A 19,850-nucleotide genomic window follows, 5' to 3' on the forward strand; every position below is an offset into this window, starting at 1 on the left:
AGTAAATATCAAAACCCAAAAATCTTTTATGTGGCAACGCCTCGCTGGTTTTGTGCTCCGGTTCCGTTTATTACTCCTCTTTCTTTTGCTGGGCAGCACAGCGCTCATGGGCTATTACGCCAGTAAGGTACAGTTGTCCTACGAGTTTGGTGGCGCCATTCCTACTGATAATCCCCGTTATCTCGAATACCTGCAGTTCCGCCAGCAATTTGGTGAAGATGGGAACCTGCTGGTACTGGCCGTGCAGGACCCGCATTTTTTTGCACCGGACCGTTTTGACGCTTACCGTAAGCTCACCAAAGGGCTGAAGCAGGTGCCTGGTGTGGAGAATATCCTCAGCGTGGCCGGCGCGGTAAACCTGGTGAAGAACGACAGTACCCACAAACTGGTGCCTGTGGCGGTTTTCCCGGAAGGCCAAACGGTCGCACAACTGGATAGTGCGGTGGGCCTCTTTCACCGGTTACCTTTTTACACGGGACAACTTTATAATCCCCGGACCAGTAGTTACCTGATGGCCGTACGCATTAACAAAGATGTGATGAGCTCTGCCCGGCGCAACGTGGTGGTAAAGCAGATCACTACCATGGCCACTACTTTTGGCAAGCAGCAGCAGGAGGAGGTGTACATGAGCGGGCTGCCGCTTATCCGCACGGCCATGGCCACCCGGGTGGCAGACGAGCTGAAGTTCTTCCTGGTACTGTCATTCCTGCTCACGGCGGCCATCCTCTTTGCATTTTTCCGGTCTGTAAGCGCGGTGCTGATGTCCATGGTGGTAGTAGCCATGGGCGTTATCTGGTCTGTAGCTACCATTGTGCTTTTCCACTACAAGATCACGCTGCTTACCAGTATCATCCCGCCGCTGATCGTGGTGATAGGCATTCCCAACTGCGTGTATTTTCTCAATAAATACCATACAGAATATGCGAAGACGGGGGATAAGCAAACAGCGATCGTGCGCATGATTGCACGGATGGGTATTGTTACGTTATTCACCAATATCACTGCTGCCATTGGGTTCGGCGTGTTTTATTTTACGAAGAGCACCCTGCTGAAGCAGTTCGGTGTGGTAGCGGGGTTAAACATTCTCTGGATCTTCGTGATCTCTTTCATTTTCCTGCCGGTGGTACTGAGCTTGTTGCCTCCGCCTAAAACAAGGCATACCACTTACCTGGAGAGCCGCTTCTTTAACGGGGTGCTGGCTGCCATCAGCAAGCTGGTGTTCCAATACCGCAAGATCGTGTATGCGATCACGTTAGTGTCGCTGGTGCTGGCCGTGGTGGGCATGTGGCGGTTGCAATCCGTAGGGTTTATCGTGGACGACATTCCGCATACCGATAAGCTGTACACCGATCTGAAATTCTTTGAGCGCAATTTCAAGGGCGTAATGCCGCTGGAAATTGCCATTGACACCAAAAAGAAAAACGGGGTGATCAGCCTGCCCACGTTGCAAAAGATAGACAGTCTTTCTGCGCAGATAGCGGTTTTGCCGGAATTTGCCCGGCCGCTGTCCATTGCAGAAGGGATCAAGTTCGTGAAGCAGGCCTATTACAACGGGGATACGGCCAGTTACAGCATTCCCAACCAGTTTGACGTACCGTTCCTGGCGCCCTACCTGCGTATGAAAAATGCGGGCAGTGAGGCGGGTGGTGGCAGTGCCCTGTTCAGCAAGCTGCTGGCCTCCTTCATGGACAGCAGCCGGCAGGTGGCGCGGGTGAGTGTAAGCATGGCGGATGTGGGCTCACAGCGGTTGCCACTTATCCTGGATTCCCTGCGGCCGGCAGTGAACCAGTTGTTTGACACAGCGCAATACAAAGTGACCTTTACCGGTACCAGCATTATTTTCCTGGAAGGCAGCCGGTTTATCATACATGGCCTGGTAGACAGTATCCTGCTGGCGTTTGTGCTCATTATTTTTTGTATGCTGTACCTGTTCCGTTCCTGGCGTATGCTGTTGATAGCGCTGGTACCCAATCTCATTCCGCTGGTGGTTACGGCGGGGGTGATGGGCTGGTGTGGCATTGCCATCAAGCCTTCCACGGTATTGGTGTTCAGCATAGCGCTGGGGATTGCCATAGATGTTACCATCCGTTTCCTGGTGAACTTTAAGCAGGAGCTGCCCCATCACCAGGGCAACATCGGGGAAACGGTGCAGCAAACTATCCGGGAAACCGGGCTGAGCATCATTTACACTTCGCTGATCCTTTTTGCGGGTTTTATGATCTTCAGCTTTTCTGACTTCGGGGGCACGCGGGCGCTGGGCTGGCTCACTTCGCTGACGCTGGTGCTGGCCATGGTGACGAACCTGACCATCCTGCCCAGTTTCCTTTTGTGGCTGGAAAAGACCACGAACGGCAAGGTGGCTAACAGGAAAATGTAGGTACATTCCTACAACCAAAAGTTGCTTGTTATAACGGGTAAACCCTTGGTGCAGCAAGGGTTTGCGCCCTTTCTCCAAAATAATCTAGTGGCCTTCATTCGTCACTTACATAGTGCCGTTTATAACAAAGGATGGGTGATTGTAATAAAAAAGTATGATGTTTATTACGCCATTCTTAACCACAGATTAATGAAAAATAAGTACTCGAAAGGAGCGCACCTTTCTGAACGCAAGTTTAGGGAGTTGCTGAGCCTGTTTGCGGAGGATTTAACCGCAACACAGATCGCGGACATCAGTGCCGTGAGCCGGGTAACCGTAAATAGTTACCTGAAGAAGATCCGTCAGCGGATAGCGCTACATAATGAATCCCTGTTGCAGGCGGCTATGCCTCACAAGGTATCTTCAGCGCTGTTATTGACCCCAGATCCCCCGGGCGATATTACGCCGCCACCCCCTCTGCGCAAGCCCGTTATTGTGGGCATTTTCAAGGTAAATGACCGTGTGCACACGGAGATCATCCCGGAGGCCGGGCCTGCATTGCTGCAGGGACTGGGCAAGGGACGGTTGCAACCAGATGACGCAGCCCTGGTAGAGGAGTATGAAGGTGTAGCAGATCTGAGCCAGTACCGGTTGTACAATGTACGGAAGGGTGCTTCGGCACCGGCTGTACAGGCATCGGAAGGGATAGAAGCTTTCTGGGGCCTTACCCGCCACCGGCTGGTAAAGTTCAAGGGGCTGAATTCCGGCACCGTGTACCTGCACCTGCGGGAATGCGAATTCCGTTATAACCACCGGGAGGAGGACCTGTTTCCGATCCTGCTTACGCTGCTGAAGGAGCAGCCGCTGCATTTGCTCACGGCGTAAGTAAGCGGTGACCGGGTTTTTCCGGGCTGGCAATCGCTGCGTAACGGCATGTGAATGCTGGGGAAGGGCGTTGCAGGTGCAGGTGAGGTAGGTTGTGTGAAGGGTAAGATGACTGCTCGTGTAATGAGGATAACACGCTAATCAAGGTATCCGGGTAATGAAGGCAGCATGCCAGCCAGGTATTACTGTGTGTAACGAGACCGGACGCCCGTGCACTTGGAGATGAATTAATTCTAAACAATAAAGAGTTTCTTCTAAATCGAGAGATTTAGATTTTGGTTGATGAATTACGGGCGGCATTCCTGTTGCCCGTTTATTATTTTAACATGGAAGAGCTACATGCTCGATGTCCGTTGGCAGCCTGGACTGTTTTGCTAAACCAGGTATTATTTTCGGTTACCTTCCTTAATTGATGACCTGGCCATTTTCGAGAGAGTGCTGGGCCAGGGATGGGCAACAACCTTTCATCATTGGCCTGACTTGACAAGAATAGACGGATTTAATGCTATAGAGGAAGAATTGTTTTGTTAATGAATTGTTAATGATCACTCCTTTTCCCTTGCAGCCCCAACAGCGGAGATAAATGTTATCAAAACGTTAAAAAAATCAGCACAGATAAGGATTCAGCATATCGGGCAGTGATGAAACAATGATTGTCAAAACCCGGTTTAAACATTATTTCCGGTATAGCACTTTCATGTACCCTAGTATTTTGTTAAATTTTTTTCCCTAATTTGGAACCGTGTTCGTTGCGGCACCGTTTAATTTGTTTTCGTTAATTAAGTCGTTTACAACGCTGCCCAAGCTCAAATTTATGGCCCCATAAAAGAGGGGGCATGAGGAAGATTTGAAGTTTAGTTTATCAACATTTTGGAGACAGATCAACAAAATCTAAATAGAGTAGCCAATAATTGGAGGCTGCATTTGAAAAAAACAGTATCAACACGCTTACAGCATTTGTGAACCTTGTATTCAACTGTGATTAATTTCGACTATTACCTTAGTGGAGAATTCCATCAATTCTCTTTTGGACAGACGTTTCTAACCACAACAAACCCAGCGTGCATTGATCGATAGTATGTCGAATAATAATTGAAAATAAAAATCAAAATCAAAATCTGAATTTGCTTATGAAGAAAGCACTACTATTGTGCGTGCTTGCGGTATTCAGCGTACTGCAGGTAATCGCCCAATCCCGGCACGTGACCGGTAAAGTTCTGGATGAATCAGGTAACCCTGTACCTTTCGCCACCATACGCGTTAGAGGTACTAACGTAGGTACACAGGCTGCTGCTGATGGTAGCTTTTCGCTGAATGTTCCTGTTGGTAAAGAGGAAGTGGAAGTTTCCTATGTAGGTTACGACGTAGCGAAGGCTGCCATAAAGGACGGCGCTGTTACGGTGCGCTTAAACAAAAGCACTGCTGCACTGGATGAAGTGGTGGTAACTGGTTATCAGACGGTGAAACGTACCAGCCTTACTGGTGCTATTGCTACTGTGGATGCAAAAAAGGTACAGGATATCCCAGTGCTCAATATTGGTAACGCATTGCAGGGTAAAGCTGCCGGTGTACAGATCACAGCTCAGAATGGTGCTCCCGGACAAAACGCTTTCATCCGCATCCGTGGAGTAGGATCGCTGGCGGCAGGTTCTGATCCTATCTTTGTGATCGACGGCGTAATAGCGGATACCCGCGCTTACAACGCTCTGAATACGAATGATATCGCTGACCTGACTATCCTGAAGGATGCGTCTTCTTCCGCCATCTACGGTGCAAGAGGTGCAAATGGCGTAATAGTGATTACTACCAAGAAGGGTAAGGGTGGTGAGCCTGTGGTAAAGGTAAATACCGAATATGGCCAGCAATCCCGTATCAAGGATAACTACAAGATGATGTCTACCGCACAGAAACTGCAATATGAGTATGATCTGGACTTCACCAACTATTACATCTCCAACTGGATGTCCGAAAATGGCTATGATCCTAACTCTACCGATATCCAGTCTGTACCGATGGACAAACTGAAAGGTGAATGGGCAAACCTGGAAGCACACAGCACCAATTGGTTTGATGTAGTTATGCAGGACGCTACCCTGTTGAAGAACCAGATATCTATTGCCGGTGCTGATGACAAATTCAACTACTATGTATCCCTGGACCACTCTCAGCAGGATGGTATACTCCGTGAATCATCCTTCAAGCGTACCGGTGGCCGTCTTAACCTGACCTATAAGGCTAAGAAATGGCTGACATTGGGTACTAATACCTCTTTCTCCAGCTACAGGATCAATGCACTGCGCGACCGTTATAATGCGCAGAACCCCTTTGTGGCTGCATACACTACCAATCCGTATGAACAGGTGATGGATAGCACCGTTGACAATTACAAGGGTTACAATCTGACTGTTAATGGTTTCCCCATTATGGAAGCGCTGAAACATAATCCGTCTTTCAACATCACTAATTACGGTGGCGGTACTTATTATGCAGCAGTACATCCCATCCGCGATTTGGAAGTAAAAACCCAGATAGGCTTACAGTATGTGGATTACCAGTCTGAAGCGTATACCCAGCCTGGTTCTTACCTGGATAATATACTTAATGGCAAGCCAACTGGCAACAAAACGGATGCTGGATTCCAGACGTTTAACTACGTATGGACCAATACGGCTAACTATCGGCATACATTCAATGAAAATCATAATGTAAGTCTGTTGGTTGGTTCTGAGTTTACCAAGAACCACCAGAAAACATATTCCATGAGTCAGAAGGGTTTTGCTTCTCCGGATCTGACCACGTTGGATAATGGAGCTTCCCCGCAGACGGCTACAACCTCTAAGAATGACTGGACGCTCTGGGGCTTGTTTGCCACCGGTAGCTACAATTATAAAGAGAAATATTTTGTTGATGGTTCTATCAGAAGGGATGGTTCTTCCCGCTTCGGTAGCAACACTAAATATGGTACGTTCTATTCTGTAGGTCTTGCATGGGATGTTGCCAAGGAAGAATTCATGCACAATATTGAATGGGTCAACACGTTAAAAGTAAGAGGAAGCATTGGTTCTTCCGGTAACTTCAATATCGGTAACTACAACTCCCAGTCACTGTACAACTTCGCCAGCTACAACGGTTCTTCCGCTGCTAAGCCTTCTCAGTTGCCCAGCCCGGACCTGGCCTGGGAAAAACAAACCACTACCAGCCTTGGTATTGATTTCGCTGCATTTGACTCCCGTCTGACCGGTTCAATTGATTACTACGATCAGAAAAGGCAAAACCTGCTGCAGCTTGTTCCCATCCCCTCCACCGTGGGCTTTACCAATATTCTGCTGAATCTTGGTTCCATGAAGAACACCGGTGTGGAACTGGCACTCAAATATCAGTTTGTGAAATCCCAGAATCTGGACGTAACATTTGGTGGTAATATCGCCTTTAACAAAAACCGTGTAACCAAACTGACTGGCAAGCCGAATGAAGAAATTCCGCAGCCAGACGGTTATACCACCCTGAAAGTGGGTAAACCTTACCTGAACTTCTACATGGTACGTTCTGCTGGTACTGATCCGAACAACGGCGATGCGCTCTACTATGACAACGATGGTAAAGTGACCAACGTTTACAGTTCCAGCTATTCTCAGGTATTGGATGGTAAATCGCCCAATCCGACTTACTCCGGTGGCTTGAACCTGGATGTTAGATGGAAACAGTTCTTCCTGGCTGCGTCTGCGAACTATGCTGGTGGCAACTACATTTACAACATCATTTATGAGAATGCACTGGCTGATGGCTACAATGTAAGCTCGTGGATGTCTACAGATGCGTTTAACTACTGGAAAAAGCCAGGCGATAAGAATGTACAGCCTAAGCCTGTTCTTTATAACTCTAATTTCTACGATTCTGATCGTTGGCTGCAGAAAGGTGATTATATCCGTTTGAGGGATGTTACCCTGTCTTACTCGGTACCTGCCAATGTGTTGGCCCGTACCAAGGTGATCAAAGGCCTGAGCCTCTATGCTACCGGTCATAACCTGGCTACTTACCGCCCGCATTACAAGGGGGATCCCGAAGTGGGCATTGGCTCCACTGAGTCTGATCCAACCAGCCCGATCACTGGTAGTGCTTACATCAACGGTGTGTACAGCTTGTATTCTTACCCGAACTACAAGTCCTGGACAGTAGGCATCAATGTAACTCTCTAATTTTTTAATACTAAGACATCAAGATGAAGAAATTAATTATATATGGTACTGCATGCCTCGCGCTTATGGCAACAGGTTGCAACAAAGAATTAACCCAAACACCTTACAACGCGCTGCCGCCCGAGGTTGTGTTGAAGGATGAAGCCGGGTTCCAATATGCCGTTAACGGTGTATACAAGCAAATGACCAACGCTTCGGGCTATTATGGCGGGGGTGATGGCTTCAGCTTTGTGGTTTCAAATGATATCTTGGCAGATAATGCTATCCCGTTCAGCCAAAGCCGCGGTACCGGTCAGACATTCGCTAACTGGACTTATACACCCCTGTCCACCACTTCTTTTTTCCAACAGGGTTATGGCATCGTCCGCGCTGCGAATGAGATCATTAACAACATTGACAACCTGCCGAACAGCACCGCTAAAAGCGACTACCTGGCCCAGGCATTGGCAATGAGAGCAGTCGTGCATTTTGACATGGTTCGCCTGTTTGGTGTTCGTTATACAGCTACTCCTGGCGCCAACGATTTCGGTATTCCTTATGTGAAAACCGTTCCGAACTACACTGAATCTCCCAAAAGAGATGATATTAAAACAGTGTACGACAACATCGTAGCCGACCTGACGCAGGCTGCTTCCCTGGTAGATCCGTCTGTATCTACTGCCAGCGCTACTACCAATGGTCGCATCAGCCTTGCCGGTATCAATGGTTACCTGGCAAGAGCATATTTCTACCGTGGTGAGTACGACAAGGCGATCACTGCTGCCAGCGCGGCGCTGGGTGGTTCTCCCAACGTAGGCTCTTATGCTGACTTTCCGAAGATCTGGACAGATGCTACCAACAATGGTGTGTTGTTCAAACTGAAGATCCTGGACGTGGATAAGATCAATATCGGTACAGTATTGGGTCAGGCTAACAAGCCAGAGCAGGTGCCTACCCTGGACTTTTACAACCTATATACTGCTACAGACATACGCAGACCTACTTATTTCAAAGACTCTGTGTACAATAGTATAAGCAATAAATTAGTGGTGAAATACCTCGGAAAAGGTGGTACAGGTACGCTGAACCTGAACGATGTGAAGCTGATGCGCGTTGCAGATGTGCTGCTGATCCGCGCTGAATCTTATGCCAGAACCAGCCAGCCTGTACTGGCCCTGGCTGACTTGAACACCCTGCGTGCACAGCGTTATTCTGACTACGTTCCGGGAACCGAAACCGGTACTGCCCTGCTGAATGCAATCCAGCTCCAGAGAAGACTGGAAATGGCATTTGAAGGCGACCGTTTTGTTGATCTGAAAAGACAGGATGTGCCTATCGCCAGATCTTCAGCCACCAGCGGTTATTCCGTAAACCAGGTAAGATCCTGGCCGTCTACTGCTTTGTCTATGCCGGTTGACAGCCATCTGTGGGCACTGCCAATTGATCAGAACTCTATCAACGCTTCCAAAGGAAATCTCCAGAACTACGGTTACTAATTTGGTGCGATACTTAAAAATTGAAAGCCCCGGCTGCATGTGCAGGCCGGGGCTTTTTAATACCGGTATATCAAAGCAGGGCTTCTACATGCGCATTGGCTTTGTGTAGCGGATCGCCGTCACGCGGGAGGTACGGTTTTAATGACCAATGAGACACGTTCCTCATTAATCGCAATACCTAATTTATTGCGGTATACCCTGCCCCCGGGAGGATCTCAAAATCGTGCGAGCGATAGTCATCTGTAGTGGTACTGCTATAGAAAATTTCTGCCTGATGGAGCATTTCAACAACTGCGCCAGTGGCTACCGGATGATAATTATTGGTCGAAGGGGTGCAATTGCCGCCCGGACAGTTAAGTACATTATCTACCACATTTACAGTTAGGCCACTTACACTATACGGAATGGTGCCTGCAGGATCAGAAAAGAAGTTTAGGGTAATATCGGCTTCTTGAGTACCATCCGCCAGCGTTCGCTGGTGAAGGTATGTCAACTTTACGTACACGCCTCCAATACAGGTGCCTTGTGCGTTTGCGTAGGCTTGTGCGGCTGCCGCAGCTTGTGCGTTAGCATCTGCTTGGGATATTGTACTTGAGGCATAACCCTCCGGAAAATTGATTGCCACCATGCTCCCGACTGACGGGGCAGAACAACCTTGTTTTTGCAGTGTTGTATTGATTGCCGTACTCAAATAACGGTTGCCACAGGCGATGTTGTAGTGGGTTAACAGCGGCCAAAGATAAGGAATACTTCCGCTGGCCGTCAGAGCACTAACGTAGCTGCACCAGGAAGTGACAGAAGGACCAAAGGCATAGTACATCCTGTTGATGGTAAGGCCAGTAGCGTTATCATAAGGTTCTCCCACCGGGTTGGTATTTGTTGCATCCATGAGGTCGTAATACAGGCCTGAGGGGATGAACGTCTTTTTAAAGGTCTCCCGGGTTTCAAGTTTATCTGAAAATGCGGTCCCCGCAGCATCTGTGCCATTGGGATAGCGCCGTGTTGCAAACTTATTTCCGATAAACTCAGCCCAGCTTTCGCTCATACCGACATAGATGGCATTTGTTTCTGTGCCATTACCGTAAGGATTAGACGCACCATTGTTAATTTCCCGGTTTACCACTGCACTGTACCATAAGCCACCAACTTGCCTGTATTGCGATGCATGCCCAAGTTCATGGAAAGCTATTTGCGTAAAATCTGTGCTGAAATGCGGAGGGGGATTTACTCCAACCTGGAAGGATTGATCGGGCAGCCATCCGCGGATGGCGTTGCTCAGCAAGGGAGGAACTGCATCTGTACTACCAAGTGGATTGACGAACCCAGTTATCCAATTTGTAATGTCCACGTTAGCAATTGGTAAACTTGCGTGCCCCATCATCATTGTAGAAGCAGAACCGACTTCTGCAGATTTATTCCAAATCGCATATACCGTCATACCACTGGGAGCTGGAAGGATGTTTTCCTGCGCACAATATTGGTCATGGAAATAGTAAGCGTTCAAAATATGAGCCCAGTACCGTTGTTGTGTATGACCGGAAAAAGTAATATTTAGTCCATCACCCATGCGGCAGGCGCTCACGCCACCATAGGTGTGCACGGAACCAATGAGAAGATTGGCCAGTATACGCGCATTGTCAATTGACCCTGTCGGTCCACTAAAATCCAGCGGTCTGATGTTTACCCGGCTGGAATTGGCCTCTGTTCCCATGATAGAGCCAATAGAGAACCTGAATCCGATCTCATAATAGCCATTTCCATCAGTATGGGTAGAAACTGGTATACCAAAGGCAAGCGCCCAGACCTTAATGCCTCTGACCGGTTCTGAGGAGCCATAATAGTCATCCGCCGTACGGACATATCCATGTGGCTTTTTGAGCAGGCAAATCCTTAAACTAAGATTCATGCCTACCTGTCGCATTGACTGTTCAGCCAGTTGCTGGCTGGAATCCGGCAAGAGCACAAGTGTATCCAGGGCAGTAAAATTCAATGCCGACATATTCTTTAGCCGCGTAATGGTCGTGTCACCAAAAGGCGCAATGCCATAGAGGTTACCATCTTCCAATTGAGCGATGTTATCTTCTGTGAGCGTGGTGTCATTGTATACGCCTCCATCACCAAAAGGGAATGAATTGAGGTACATGCTGGTGTCATTACGAAATAACTTCACTGCATTAGAGTCAACATTAGCGGGATTGATCCGGTAATATACATACGTTGGATAACAGTTGGGGCAGTCTGCTGCTACCCGCCCATTGGTCTTCCTGTTCAGTGTTTGCATGGCCAATTGTACATTGCGCAATGAAAAAGGGTTAGGCATGTGCTTGAGTGATACCTTCTGGGGTGAAGGCGCTGCGGGGGATACCGGATCATTGAATTGATCATGCCGGCGGCAACTCCCGGCAACAAATAGAAGGGCACATAATGCCATCAGGATAGGCAATTGTTTCTTGAATCGTAACATAAAATTGATTATAGCGGGTTAAAAATTGGGAAAACAAAGTATTCGATTTACCAAAGGGATATTAAAATGAGGCCACGCAATCAACGCACATAAGGGGTTCTTTGATTTGGTCCAATGGATACAGAACTTCCGGGATTAAAACAGCAAGAATATGAATCCAGAGCTAATTTAATAAAAAGTGATTATTGGCATATTATTTTTCGTTAGTGTATTACAATCTAATAAGCAGGAGCATCTAACCGTCAAGTTATTAATAACAAAAAAGATCCGGTAAAACGTAAAGTTTACCGGATCTTTTTTGACACTGCTAATAAGAGGACGCACTTTTTTCACTGCCCTCTTCCCAGCCAGGTCTACCGTTACTTACTGCAACACCGTTTTCAGCTTCTCCTGCAGCGCCGGTCCTCTCAGATTAGAAGCCACTACCTTACCCTGCGGATCCAGCAAAAAGTTAAAAGGAATACCTTCAATTCCATACAGTCCTACTACTTTAGAATCCCAGAATTTTAGGTCACTCACATGCGTCCAGGTAAGATGATCATCCGCAATAGCCTTCTCCCAGGAAGCTTTGTCTTTATCCAATGATACACCGAGTATCGTGAAGTTCTTGCCTTTAAATTCGTTGAAAGCCGCTACCACGTTGGGGTTTTCCGCACGGCAGGGCGGGCACCAGCTGGCCCAGAAATCTACCAGTACGTATTTGCCTCTCAGTGATTTAAGGCTTACGGTTTTGCCATCCGGTGTGTTCAGCGTGAAGTCCGGCGCTTCATCACCTGCCTTCACGGCGGGTTGGTTACCAGCGGTAGCTTGGGCGGTATTGGATTTGTCTGCCTGTTCAGCTACTTCGCTGGCCAGTGATTTTACCAGGCTGTTTGCCGGGAATTTTTTCGCGATCTCGTCTACGTCCTTCTGGTGTTCCAGGAGCACATCCATGCTGCTGGTGCCCAGCGCAAAAGCCGCTACCGCAGGGGATTTGGTGTTCTTTGCATAATCAATGTTCCACTGGATGTAAGCCTGGCGGGCAGCTTCTGCTTCCTTGGACCGTGCTTCCAGCAGGCTGTCTGCACCTTTCTTTCCCTGCAGGGTATCCAGGCCGCTCACCAGCTTTTGCAGGGCCATGCCTTTCGTATCCATCTGGCGCATAAATTCCTGCAGTTCGGAGGTAGCTTCAGAGCCGGTTACGGTCACCTTGTCCAGGTGATTGTAGTCACCCTTGATCTGCACGTCGCCGGCATCCAGGGCCAGGAGGATATCTTTATTTTTTTCTTCGCCAAAGTGAATGCGGTACAGGCCCTCTTCAGACACAATGCCTTTCAGCGTGAACTTGCCGGAGGCATCTGCCAGCGTCAGGGAGTCTACCACTTTTATCTCGTTCATCCCCAGCTGGTCCAGGGTAATGTGGGTGAGCGGCGCATTGTCCAGTTGCACATCGATCTTGAAATCTCCCTTTTCCGGGTGCTGGTTGCAAGCCGCCAGCGTAAGGCCCAGTCCCAGGGCGAGGTAAGCTTTTTTCATATAAGATGGTTGTATTGAAATATGGTTATTTTAATTTCTCCGCCAGCAGGGCATTGGTCAGCTTCGGGTCTGCCTTGCCTTTGGAGCGTTTCATTACCTCTCCCACAAAAAGGGCCATCAGGCCTTTTTTACCGGCCTTGAACTCAGCTACCTTGGCGGGCAGGGAGGCCAGCACTTCGTCCACGATGGGGGCAATGCTCCCTTCGTCTTTATCCTGCAGCAGGTTCAGGCGGGTGGCAATGGCCAGTGGCGTCTCCGTTGGTTGTTGCAGCAATTCCGGGAAAATGGATTTGGCCGCTACGGAGAAACTTACTTTGCCTTCATCCGCCAGGGTGATCAGCGCAGCCAGGGCCGGCGCCGGCACGGGGAAGGTGGCAATATCGCCGCCGTTGTCATTGAGCCAGGATTTTACCGGGCCCTGCATCCAGTTGGCCGCAGCCTTATAAAGCGGGGTAGCTTGTATGAGCAGTTCGTAATAATCAGAAAAAGACTTGTCGTCACAGATCACGCGGGCATCATACTCAGACAGGCCGTACACGGTGGTATACCGGGCAATGAGCTCTTCCGGCAATGCGGGCAAGGTGGCCCTTATGCCTGCAATATAAGCCTCTGTAAAATGGAAAGGTGCCAGGTCTGGCTCGGGGAAATAACGGTAATCATTGGCCTCCTCCTTGGAGCGCAGGGAAAATGAGCCGCCGGTGGCTGCGTCAAAACTACGGGTTTCCTGCACCAGGGTGCCGCCGGCTTCTATGAGATCTATCTGGCGCTTTACCTCAAACTCGATGGCCCGCTTCACGTTACGGATAGAGTTCATGTTTTTTACTTCCACCTTGGTGCCCAGTGTGGTATCGCCATGGAGACGCACGGAGATGTTGGCGTCGCAGCGCATGCTGCCTTCTTCCATGTTGCCATCGCACACACCCAGGTAGCGCACCAGCCGGCGAAGCTCCGTGAGGTACGCGTAGGCTTCGTCCGCGCTGTGGATGGTGGGGTCCGTCACAATCTCCACCAGGGGCACGCCGGCACGGTTAAAGTCTACCAGCGTAAAATCGTCATCCTGGTCGTGGATGGATTTGCCGGCATCTTCTTCCATGTGGATACGGTTCAACGCAATCCTGCGTTCCCCGGCTTCGGTCTGTATCGTTAAATGCCCGCCTACGCAAATGGGCGCCGTGTGTTGTGACACCTGGTAGCCTTTGGGCAGGTCGGGGTAGAAATAGTTCTTACGGGCAAAATAATTATTGTGCTCAATGGTGCAATGACAGGCCAGGCCCAGCTTGATGGCGTATTCCACCGCTTTCTTATTGAGCATGGGCAGGGTACCAGGATAGCCCAGGGTAATGGGGCTGATATGCGTGTTAGGAGCACCGCCAAATGCAGCGCTATCGGCACAGAACAGCTTGCTTTCGGTGAGCAGTTGGGCATGGACTTCCAGCCCGATCACCGTTTCATATTTTGAATAATCTACCATTGTTTTCGAATGCAATACGAGGTGCCCCACAAAGATAAGCGGAAAGGCGAAAGCGGGGGAGATTTGTTAAATTGCCTGTATTGCGGCCAAATTGTTTGCAATTATGGAAAACACTATGCCTATAGCTACGCTTTATGCCCGGCAAAAGACCTACTTCGAGAGCGGCGCCACCCTGCCCCATGCTTTCCGCGACCGGCAGCTGAAACGCCTGTATAAAGCTCTGCAGCAGCGGGAGGCCTCCCTCATGCAGGCTTTGCGGGACGACCTGCACAAGTCGCCGCTGGAGGCATTTTCCAGTGATATTGGTGTGGTGTACAAGGAGATCAGCCAAATGCGGGCAGGCCTGGGGGACTGGATGAAGCCGGAGGCGGTCACCTCGCCTTTCATGTTCTACCCCAGTTACAGCAAAATATACAAGGTGCCCCTGGGCCTTACCCTCATCATTGGCAGCTGGAACTACCCGGTGCTGCTCATGCTGTCACCGTTGATCGGGGCCATTGCCGGGGGCAATTGCGCCATCCTCAAACCTTCGGAGCTGGCGCCCCGCTGCGCCGCCGTGCTGGAAGCCATGATCGCGGAAACCTTTGACCCGGCTTACATTGGCCTGGTGCAGGGCGAGGGCCAGGAGGTAGTGCCGGCGCTCATGCAGTACCGGTTTGACCACGTATTCTTTACTGGCAGCGTGCCGGTGGGCCGGCAGATCATGGCCATGGCCGCCCGGCATCCCACGTCTGTAACCCTGGAGCTGGGTGGCAAAAGCCCGTGCCTGGTGGATGAAACGGCCAATATTGCTGTAGCCGCCCGCCGCATTGTATGGGGCAAATGCTGGAATGCGGGTCAAACCTGCGTAGCGCCGGATTATGTGCTGGTACAGGAGCAGGTGAAGGACAAGCTGGTGACGGCCATGAAAAAATACATCGTGCAGTTTTATGGGGAAGATCCCAGCCAGAGCCCGGACCTGCCCCGCCTTATCAATGAAAAGCGCTTCAATGCCCTGCTGCCTTACCTGGAGCAGGCGCCCATCCTGCACGGCGGGGCCACAGATCGCGCCAGCCGTTTTATTGCCCCCACCCTGCTGGACAATCCGCCACTTACCGCCACGGTAATGCAGGAAGAGATCTTTGGGCCCATCCTGCCGGTGCTGCCTTACAAAAACCTGGAGGATGCCATGGAGATCATCGCTCATAATCCTTACCCGCTGGCCATGTACATTTTTACCGGCAAGCGGAAACGGGAGCTGGAACTGATCACGCGGGTGCGGTTTGGCGGGGGAAGTGTGAACAATACCATCATCCATTTTGCCAATACGGAACTACCCGTGGGCGGTGTAGGCCCCAGTGGCATAGGGCGCTACCATGGGCAGTATAGTTTTGAAACCTTTACCCATCGCAAGAGTATGATCAAAACCGGTACCTGGCTGGATGTACCGGTGAAGTATCCGCCCTTTGGCAATAAGCTGCGGTGGATAAAAAGATTTTTCCGGTAAGACCATAAAAAAGCCCCGGTACGAGGCCGGGGCACAGGAATACTAACACTTAAATCTATATCAAAACAGTATTTCGCTACAAGTCCACTTTGTTCAACTGCTTCGGTGCTTTTACGGTCAGCGTTTTTGTTTCTCCATTTCGTATAACCGTTACCGTTAGTTGTCCTTTTTCTTTATCACGTTTATAGGCGTTTGCAAAATCTTTTGCGGAAGTGATCTTCGTGTCATTGAGCTGTATCACCAGGTCGTCCATGGCAAAGCCTGCGCTGGCGGCGCTGGTGCCGGCCAGTACGTCTGTTACCTTGGCGCCTTTGCCGGCATCATCATCCTGCAGGCTGAGGCCCAGGCGGGGACGGGGATTGCGGAAGTTATCGCCGTAATCAAAATAGCGGCGCGGCATGCCGGGCGGCATCATGTTGGCAAAAGGCCCGTCGTCATCATTGCCAGGCTCCATGTTATAAAGGTTACCCAGGTCTGCCTGGTGCTTGCCCAGGATGGCGCTGACCTTTTTTTCCTGGCCTTTGCGCAGGTAAGTTACGTTCACTTCATCACCCGGTTTGTAACTGCCAATGGTCTCAAAGAGCGACTGTGGCTCGTCTATAGCATGATCGTCAATGGCGGTGATCACATCGCCTACCTGCAGGCCTGCTTTTTCCGCGGGGGTGTCTTTGCCCACCTGGCGCACGGTTACGCCCTTGGCTGCCGCCTTTTCAGTGATCACACCCAGTAAAGCCTGGTTAGTATTGAGCCCTGCCGGTGGCTGGGAAAACCATTGCAGGCCACCCCGGGGCTGCATCATCATACGGTTGCCATCCACCGGGCGCACACTGCGCTGGCGAACAGAAAAGTCGGGATTGTTGTACTGGTCCAGGGGCTGGCCATCTATAAAGACTTTACCGTCGCGCACTTCCACGTTCACTTTACCATCCTGCCCGCTTTTGCGTTTGATGATGATCTCATCGTATTCGCCCAGCTTGTCACGCTGCTCAGCCGACTGGGCGTGTACCGGCACAGTGGAGGCCAGTACCAGGCAGCTGAAACCTGCCAGGGAAAGGGTTTGCCACATCTTGCTCATCACGTCTTAATTTTTTGTTGTTTTTGGATGGTTACAAATTTAACGGGGTCGTCCGGCAAGGAAAAGTTAAAAAATAAGGCTGCCTCTTGCGAAGCAGCCTTTATAAAAGGTTTGGACTGAAGATTTAGAGCAGGCCTTTCACCTTGCTGATCACTGCATCCAGCTGGCTTACGTCCTGTCCGCCGGCAGATGCCAGGTTAGGCTTGCCGCCGCCGCCACCCTGGATGAGGGGGGCAATGTGCTCCTTGATAATGCTGGTGGCGTTCCATTTTTTATCTGCTACCAGGTTATCCGCGATCATCAGCGTGATGCTGGCTTTGCCGGCTACGTTGGCCGCCAGGGCAAATACGAAGCTGGCCTCAAACTGCTGCTTCAGGGCCAGGGCAATGTTTTTCAGCGCTTCGGCATTGCTTACTTCCAGCACTGCCCCGATGAATTGTACCCCGTTCACATTTTCCGCTTTGCCTTGCAGCTGGGTGGAAAGTTGTTTTACTTTTTCATTTTCAAACACCTCTACCTGCTTTTCCAGCGCGGCTTTGTCAGCCATCAACTGCTCCACGGCCTTCATCAGGTCTTTCGGATTTTTGAGCTGTACTTTCAGGGCCTTGAGGGCGGTGAGTTGCTCATTCACCCAGGTTTCTGCCTGTACGCCGGTGAGGGCTTCAATGCGGCGCACTCCCGCGGCCACGGCGCTTTCACTTGTAAATTTAAACTGGCCCAGCTCACCAGTATGAGCCACGTGGGTACCGCCGCACAGTTCCACTGAATAGTTGGGATCCATGATCACCACGCGCACCACATCGCCGTACTTCTCGCCAAAAAGGGCCATGGCGCCCAGTTTCAGGGCTTCTTCCTTGGGCAGTTCCTTGATCACTACGGGAATGTTCTCGCGGATTTTATCGTTCACAATGCTTTCAATCTGCGCCAGCTCTTCATCGGTCACTTTGGCAAAGTGGCTGAAGTCGAAGCGCAGGTAGTCCCCGTTCACCAGGGAGCCTTTCTGGGCCACGTGGGTGCCCAGTACCTGGCGCAGGGCGGCGTGCAGCAGGTGGGTGGCAGAGTGATTGCGGGCGGTGCTCTTACGGTTCACCACATCTACCTGTGCATGCACGGGGGCTGCAGGGCTGGAGGGCAACACGTCTGCAAAGTGTACGATGAGGTCATTCTCTTTTTTAGTGTCTGTGATGGCAATGGTTTCACCATCAATTTCCAGCACACCGGTATCGCCGGCCTGGCCGCCGCTTTCCGCGTAGAAAGGTGTAGTGGCCAGCACCAGCTGGAACTGTTCCCTGCCCTTGGCCTTTATTTTACGGTACTTGGTGATCTTCGTGTCTGCACTGAGATGGGTATAGCCAATGAATTTCACACCGGCCTTTTCATCCAGCACTACCCAGTCGTCCACATCCAGTGCCGTAGCAGCGCGGGAGCGGTCTTTCTGTATTTTCAGTGCTGCTTCAAAGCCTTTTTCATCCACGGTGAGGCCTTTTTCCTGGGCAATCAGTTGGGTAAGGTCCAGCGGGAAGCCGTAGGTGTCAGACAGTTCAAAGGCCACCTGGCCGCTGATCACTTTACTGCCGTTCAGGTCTGCCACGGCGGCTTCCACGCGTTCCAGGCCCTGGCCCAGGGTACGGAGGAAGTTATTCTCTTCTTCGAAGATCACTTTCTTTACAAAGTCCACCTGTTTTTCCAGCTCGGGGAATACGTGTGCAAATTGTTTGGCCAGGCCGGGCACCAGCTCATGCAGCAGGGGCTTGCGTACTTCCAGGAAAGAGAAGTAATAACGCACGGCGCGGCGCAGGATGCGGCGGATCACATAACCCGCTTCGTTGCTGGCAGGCAGTTGCCCGTCTGCAATGGCAAAGCTGATGGCGCGGATATGATCTGCCAGTACGCGGAAGGCCACGTCCTTGCGGGAGTCGCTGCCACCGTAGGTCTGGCCGGTCAGTTTTTCCGTGGCATGGATGGTATCCATGAACAGGTCGGTATCGTAGTTGCTTTGTTTGCCCTGCAGCACGCGCACCAGGCGTTCCAGGCCCATGCCGGTGTCTACATGTTTGGCGGGCAGGGGCTCCAGGGATTTGTCTTTGAGGCGGTTGAACTGCATGAACACGTTATTCCAGATCTCGATCACCTGGGGATGGTCTGCGTTCACCAGCCTGGCGCCGTCGCCGGCGGCACGTTCGGCCGGGGTGCGGCAGTCTACGTGGATCTCCGTACAGGGGCCACAGGGGCCGGTTTCCCCCATTTCCCAGAAGTTATCTTTTTTATTGCCCAGGAGAATACGTTCTTCCGGCACAAATTGTTTCCAGAGGTCGTAGGCTTCCTGGTCCTTTTCCAGGTTTTCGGCGGCATCGCCCTGGAACACGGTCACGTACAGCTGGTCCTTGGGGATCTTGTACACTTCCGTGAGCAGTTCCCAGCTCCATTCGATGGCTTCTTTCTTGAAATAGTCGCCAAAGCTCCAGTTGCCCAGCATTTCAAACATGGTGTGGTGGTAGGTGTCTACGCCTACTTCTTCCAGGTCATTGTGTTTGCCGCTCACACGCAGGCATTTCTGGGTGTCCGCCACGCGGTGGTGGGGCGCTTTTTTATTGCCCAGGAAATAGTCTTTGAACTGGTTCATGCCCGCGTTGGTAAATTTCAGCGTGGGATCATTTTTCAGTACGATGGGAGCGGAGGGCACGATCACGTGGCCTTTTGAAGCAAAGAAGTCGAGGAATTGCTGTCTGATTTCGGAACCTGTCATAAAAAGGATGTATGCAATGCACCGGTGGTGCAGGTTTTTACGTTTTTGCGCTCAGCATGAAGCATTTAGGCGGCGGCAGGCGGGGTATGCAACAGTGTTAAATAGTGTTGCATGGCCCCTAAACCCCGTGCCCGGCTTGCGCTTAAGCGAAATTTGACTTTAATTTGCGTTTTATACCCGG

General features: G+C 50.7%; 10 protein-coding genes. 5 read left to right on the plus strand and 5 right to left on the minus strand.

Annotation, left to right across the window (positions count from 1 at the left end; genetic code table 11):
* Positions 1-28 precede the first annotated feature (28 nt).
* The 4 genes from DCC81_RS04780 (at position 29) to DCC81_RS04795 (ending at position 8,912) form a co-directional block, all read left to right on the plus strand.
* On the plus strand, positions 29-2,377 hold the full coding sequence (locus tag DCC81_RS04780; RefSeq protein ID WP_108685443.1) for an efflux RND transporter permease subunit: 2,349 nt from the start codon (positions 29-31) through the stop codon (positions 2,375-2,377).
* A gap of 189 nt (positions 2,378-2,566) precedes the next feature.
* Positions 2,567-3,241 (plus strand): LuxR C-terminal-related transcriptional regulator, encoded by a 675-nt coding sequence (locus DCC81_RS04785; protein ID WP_108685444.1) that lies wholly within the window; start codon positions 2,567-2,569, stop codon positions 3,239-3,241.
* A 1,130-nt stretch (positions 3,242-4,371) separates the two neighbouring features.
* On the plus strand, positions 4,372-7,437 hold the full coding sequence (locus DCC81_RS04790; RefSeq protein ID WP_108685445.1) for a SusC/RagA family TonB-linked outer membrane protein: 3,066 nt from the start codon (positions 4,372-4,374) through the stop codon (positions 7,435-7,437).
* 65 nt (positions 7,438-7,502) lie between these two features.
* A complete protein-coding gene (locus DCC81_RS04795) occupies positions 7,503-8,912 on the plus strand; it encodes a RagB/SusD family nutrient uptake outer membrane protein (protein WP_394337116.1) in 1,410 nt (469 codons plus the stop codon).
* 178 nt (positions 8,913-9,090) lie between these two features.
* Here the strand turns inward: DCC81_RS04795 and DCC81_RS04800 are convergent, their stop codons facing one another.
* The 3 genes from DCC81_RS04800 to gatB all read right to left on the minus strand — a co-directional run bounded on the left by DCC81_RS04800 (position 9,091) and on the right by gatB (position 14,362).
* Positions 9,091-11,376, minus strand: a complete 2,286-nt coding sequence (locus DCC81_RS04800; protein WP_108685447.1) for a DUF5977 domain-containing protein — start codon at positions 11,374-11,376, stop codon at positions 9,091-9,093.
* A gap of 363 nt (positions 11,377-11,739) precedes the next feature.
* Positions 11,740-12,891: a TlpA disulfide reductase family protein gene (locus DCC81_RS26000; RefSeq protein ID WP_108685448.1), complete on the minus strand. Its 1,152-nt coding sequence runs from the start codon at positions 12,889-12,891 to the stop codon at positions 11,740-11,742.
* Positions 12,892-12,916: 25 nt separating this feature from the next.
* Positions 12,917-14,362 (minus strand): Asp-tRNA(Asn)/Glu-tRNA(Gln) amidotransferase subunit GatB, encoded by a 1,446-nt coding sequence (gatB, locus tag DCC81_RS04810; protein WP_108685449.1) that lies wholly within the window; start codon positions 14,360-14,362, stop codon positions 12,917-12,919.
* A gap of 103 nt (positions 14,363-14,465) precedes the next feature.
* Here gatB and DCC81_RS04815 point away from each other — a divergent pair, with 103 nt between their 5' ends.
* A complete protein-coding gene (locus DCC81_RS04815; protein ID WP_240612897.1) occupies positions 14,466-15,848 on the plus strand; it encodes an aldehyde dehydrogenase in 1,383 nt (460 codons plus the stop codon).
* A 76-nt stretch (positions 15,849-15,924) separates the two neighbouring features.
* Here the strand turns inward: DCC81_RS04815 and DCC81_RS04820 are convergent, their stop codons facing one another.
* Positions 15,925-16,923, minus strand: a complete 999-nt coding sequence (locus DCC81_RS04820) for a PDZ domain-containing protein (RefSeq protein WP_108685450.1) — start codon at positions 16,921-16,923, stop codon at positions 15,925-15,927.
* 124 nt (positions 16,924-17,047) lie between these two features.
* The gene (gene alaS / locus DCC81_RS04825; protein ID WP_108685451.1) at positions 17,048-19,669 is read right to left on the minus strand and encodes an alanine--tRNA ligase; all 2,622 of its coding nucleotides are present in this window, start codon (positions 19,667-19,669) and stop codon (positions 17,048-17,050) included.
* Positions 19,670-19,850: the final 181 nt, after the last annotated feature.

This window comes from Chitinophaga parva (assembly GCF_003071345.1).
In the GTDB taxonomy this organism is placed as follows: Bacteria; Bacteroidota; Bacteroidia; order Chitinophagales; family Chitinophagaceae; genus Chitinophaga; species Chitinophaga parva.

Bases quoted from the DNA above. Each gene is read 5' to 3' on its own strand.
- DCC81_RS04780 (WP_108685443.1), top strand. From the start codon at position 29: ATGTGGCAACGCCTCGCTGGTTTTGTGCTCCGGTTCCGTTTATTACTC.
- DCC81_RS04785 (WP_108685444.1), top strand. From the start codon at position 2,567: ATGAAAAATAAGTACTCGAAAGGAGCGCACCTTTCTGAACGCAAGTTT.
- DCC81_RS04790 (WP_108685445.1), top strand. From the start codon at position 4,372: ATGAAGAAAGCACTACTATTGTGCGTGCTTGCGGTATTCAGCGTACTG.
- DCC81_RS04795 (WP_394337116.1), top strand. From the start codon at position 7,503: ATGGCAACAGGTTGCAACAAAGAATTAACCCAAACACCTTACAACGCG.
- DCC81_RS04800 (WP_108685447.1), bottom strand. From the start codon at position 11,376: ATGTTACGATTCAAGAAACAATTGCCTATCCTGATGGCATTATGTGCC.
- DCC81_RS26000 (WP_108685448.1), bottom strand. From the start codon at position 12,891: ATGAAAAAAGCTTACCTCGCCCTGGGACTGGGCCTTACGCTGGCGGCT.
- gatB (WP_108685449.1), bottom strand. From the start codon at position 14,362: ATGGTAGATTATTCAAAATATGAAACGGTGATCGGGCTGGAAGTCCAT.
- DCC81_RS04815 (WP_240612897.1), top strand. From the start codon at position 14,466: ATGGAAAACACTATGCCTATAGCTACGCTTTATGCCCGGCAAAAGACC.
- DCC81_RS04820 (WP_108685450.1), bottom strand. From the start codon at position 16,923: ATGAGCAAGATGTGGCAAACCCTTTCCCTGGCAGGTTTCAGCTGCCTG.
- alaS (WP_108685451.1), bottom strand. From the start codon at position 19,669: ATGACAGGTTCCGAAATCAGACAGCAATTCCTCGACTTCTTTGCTTCA.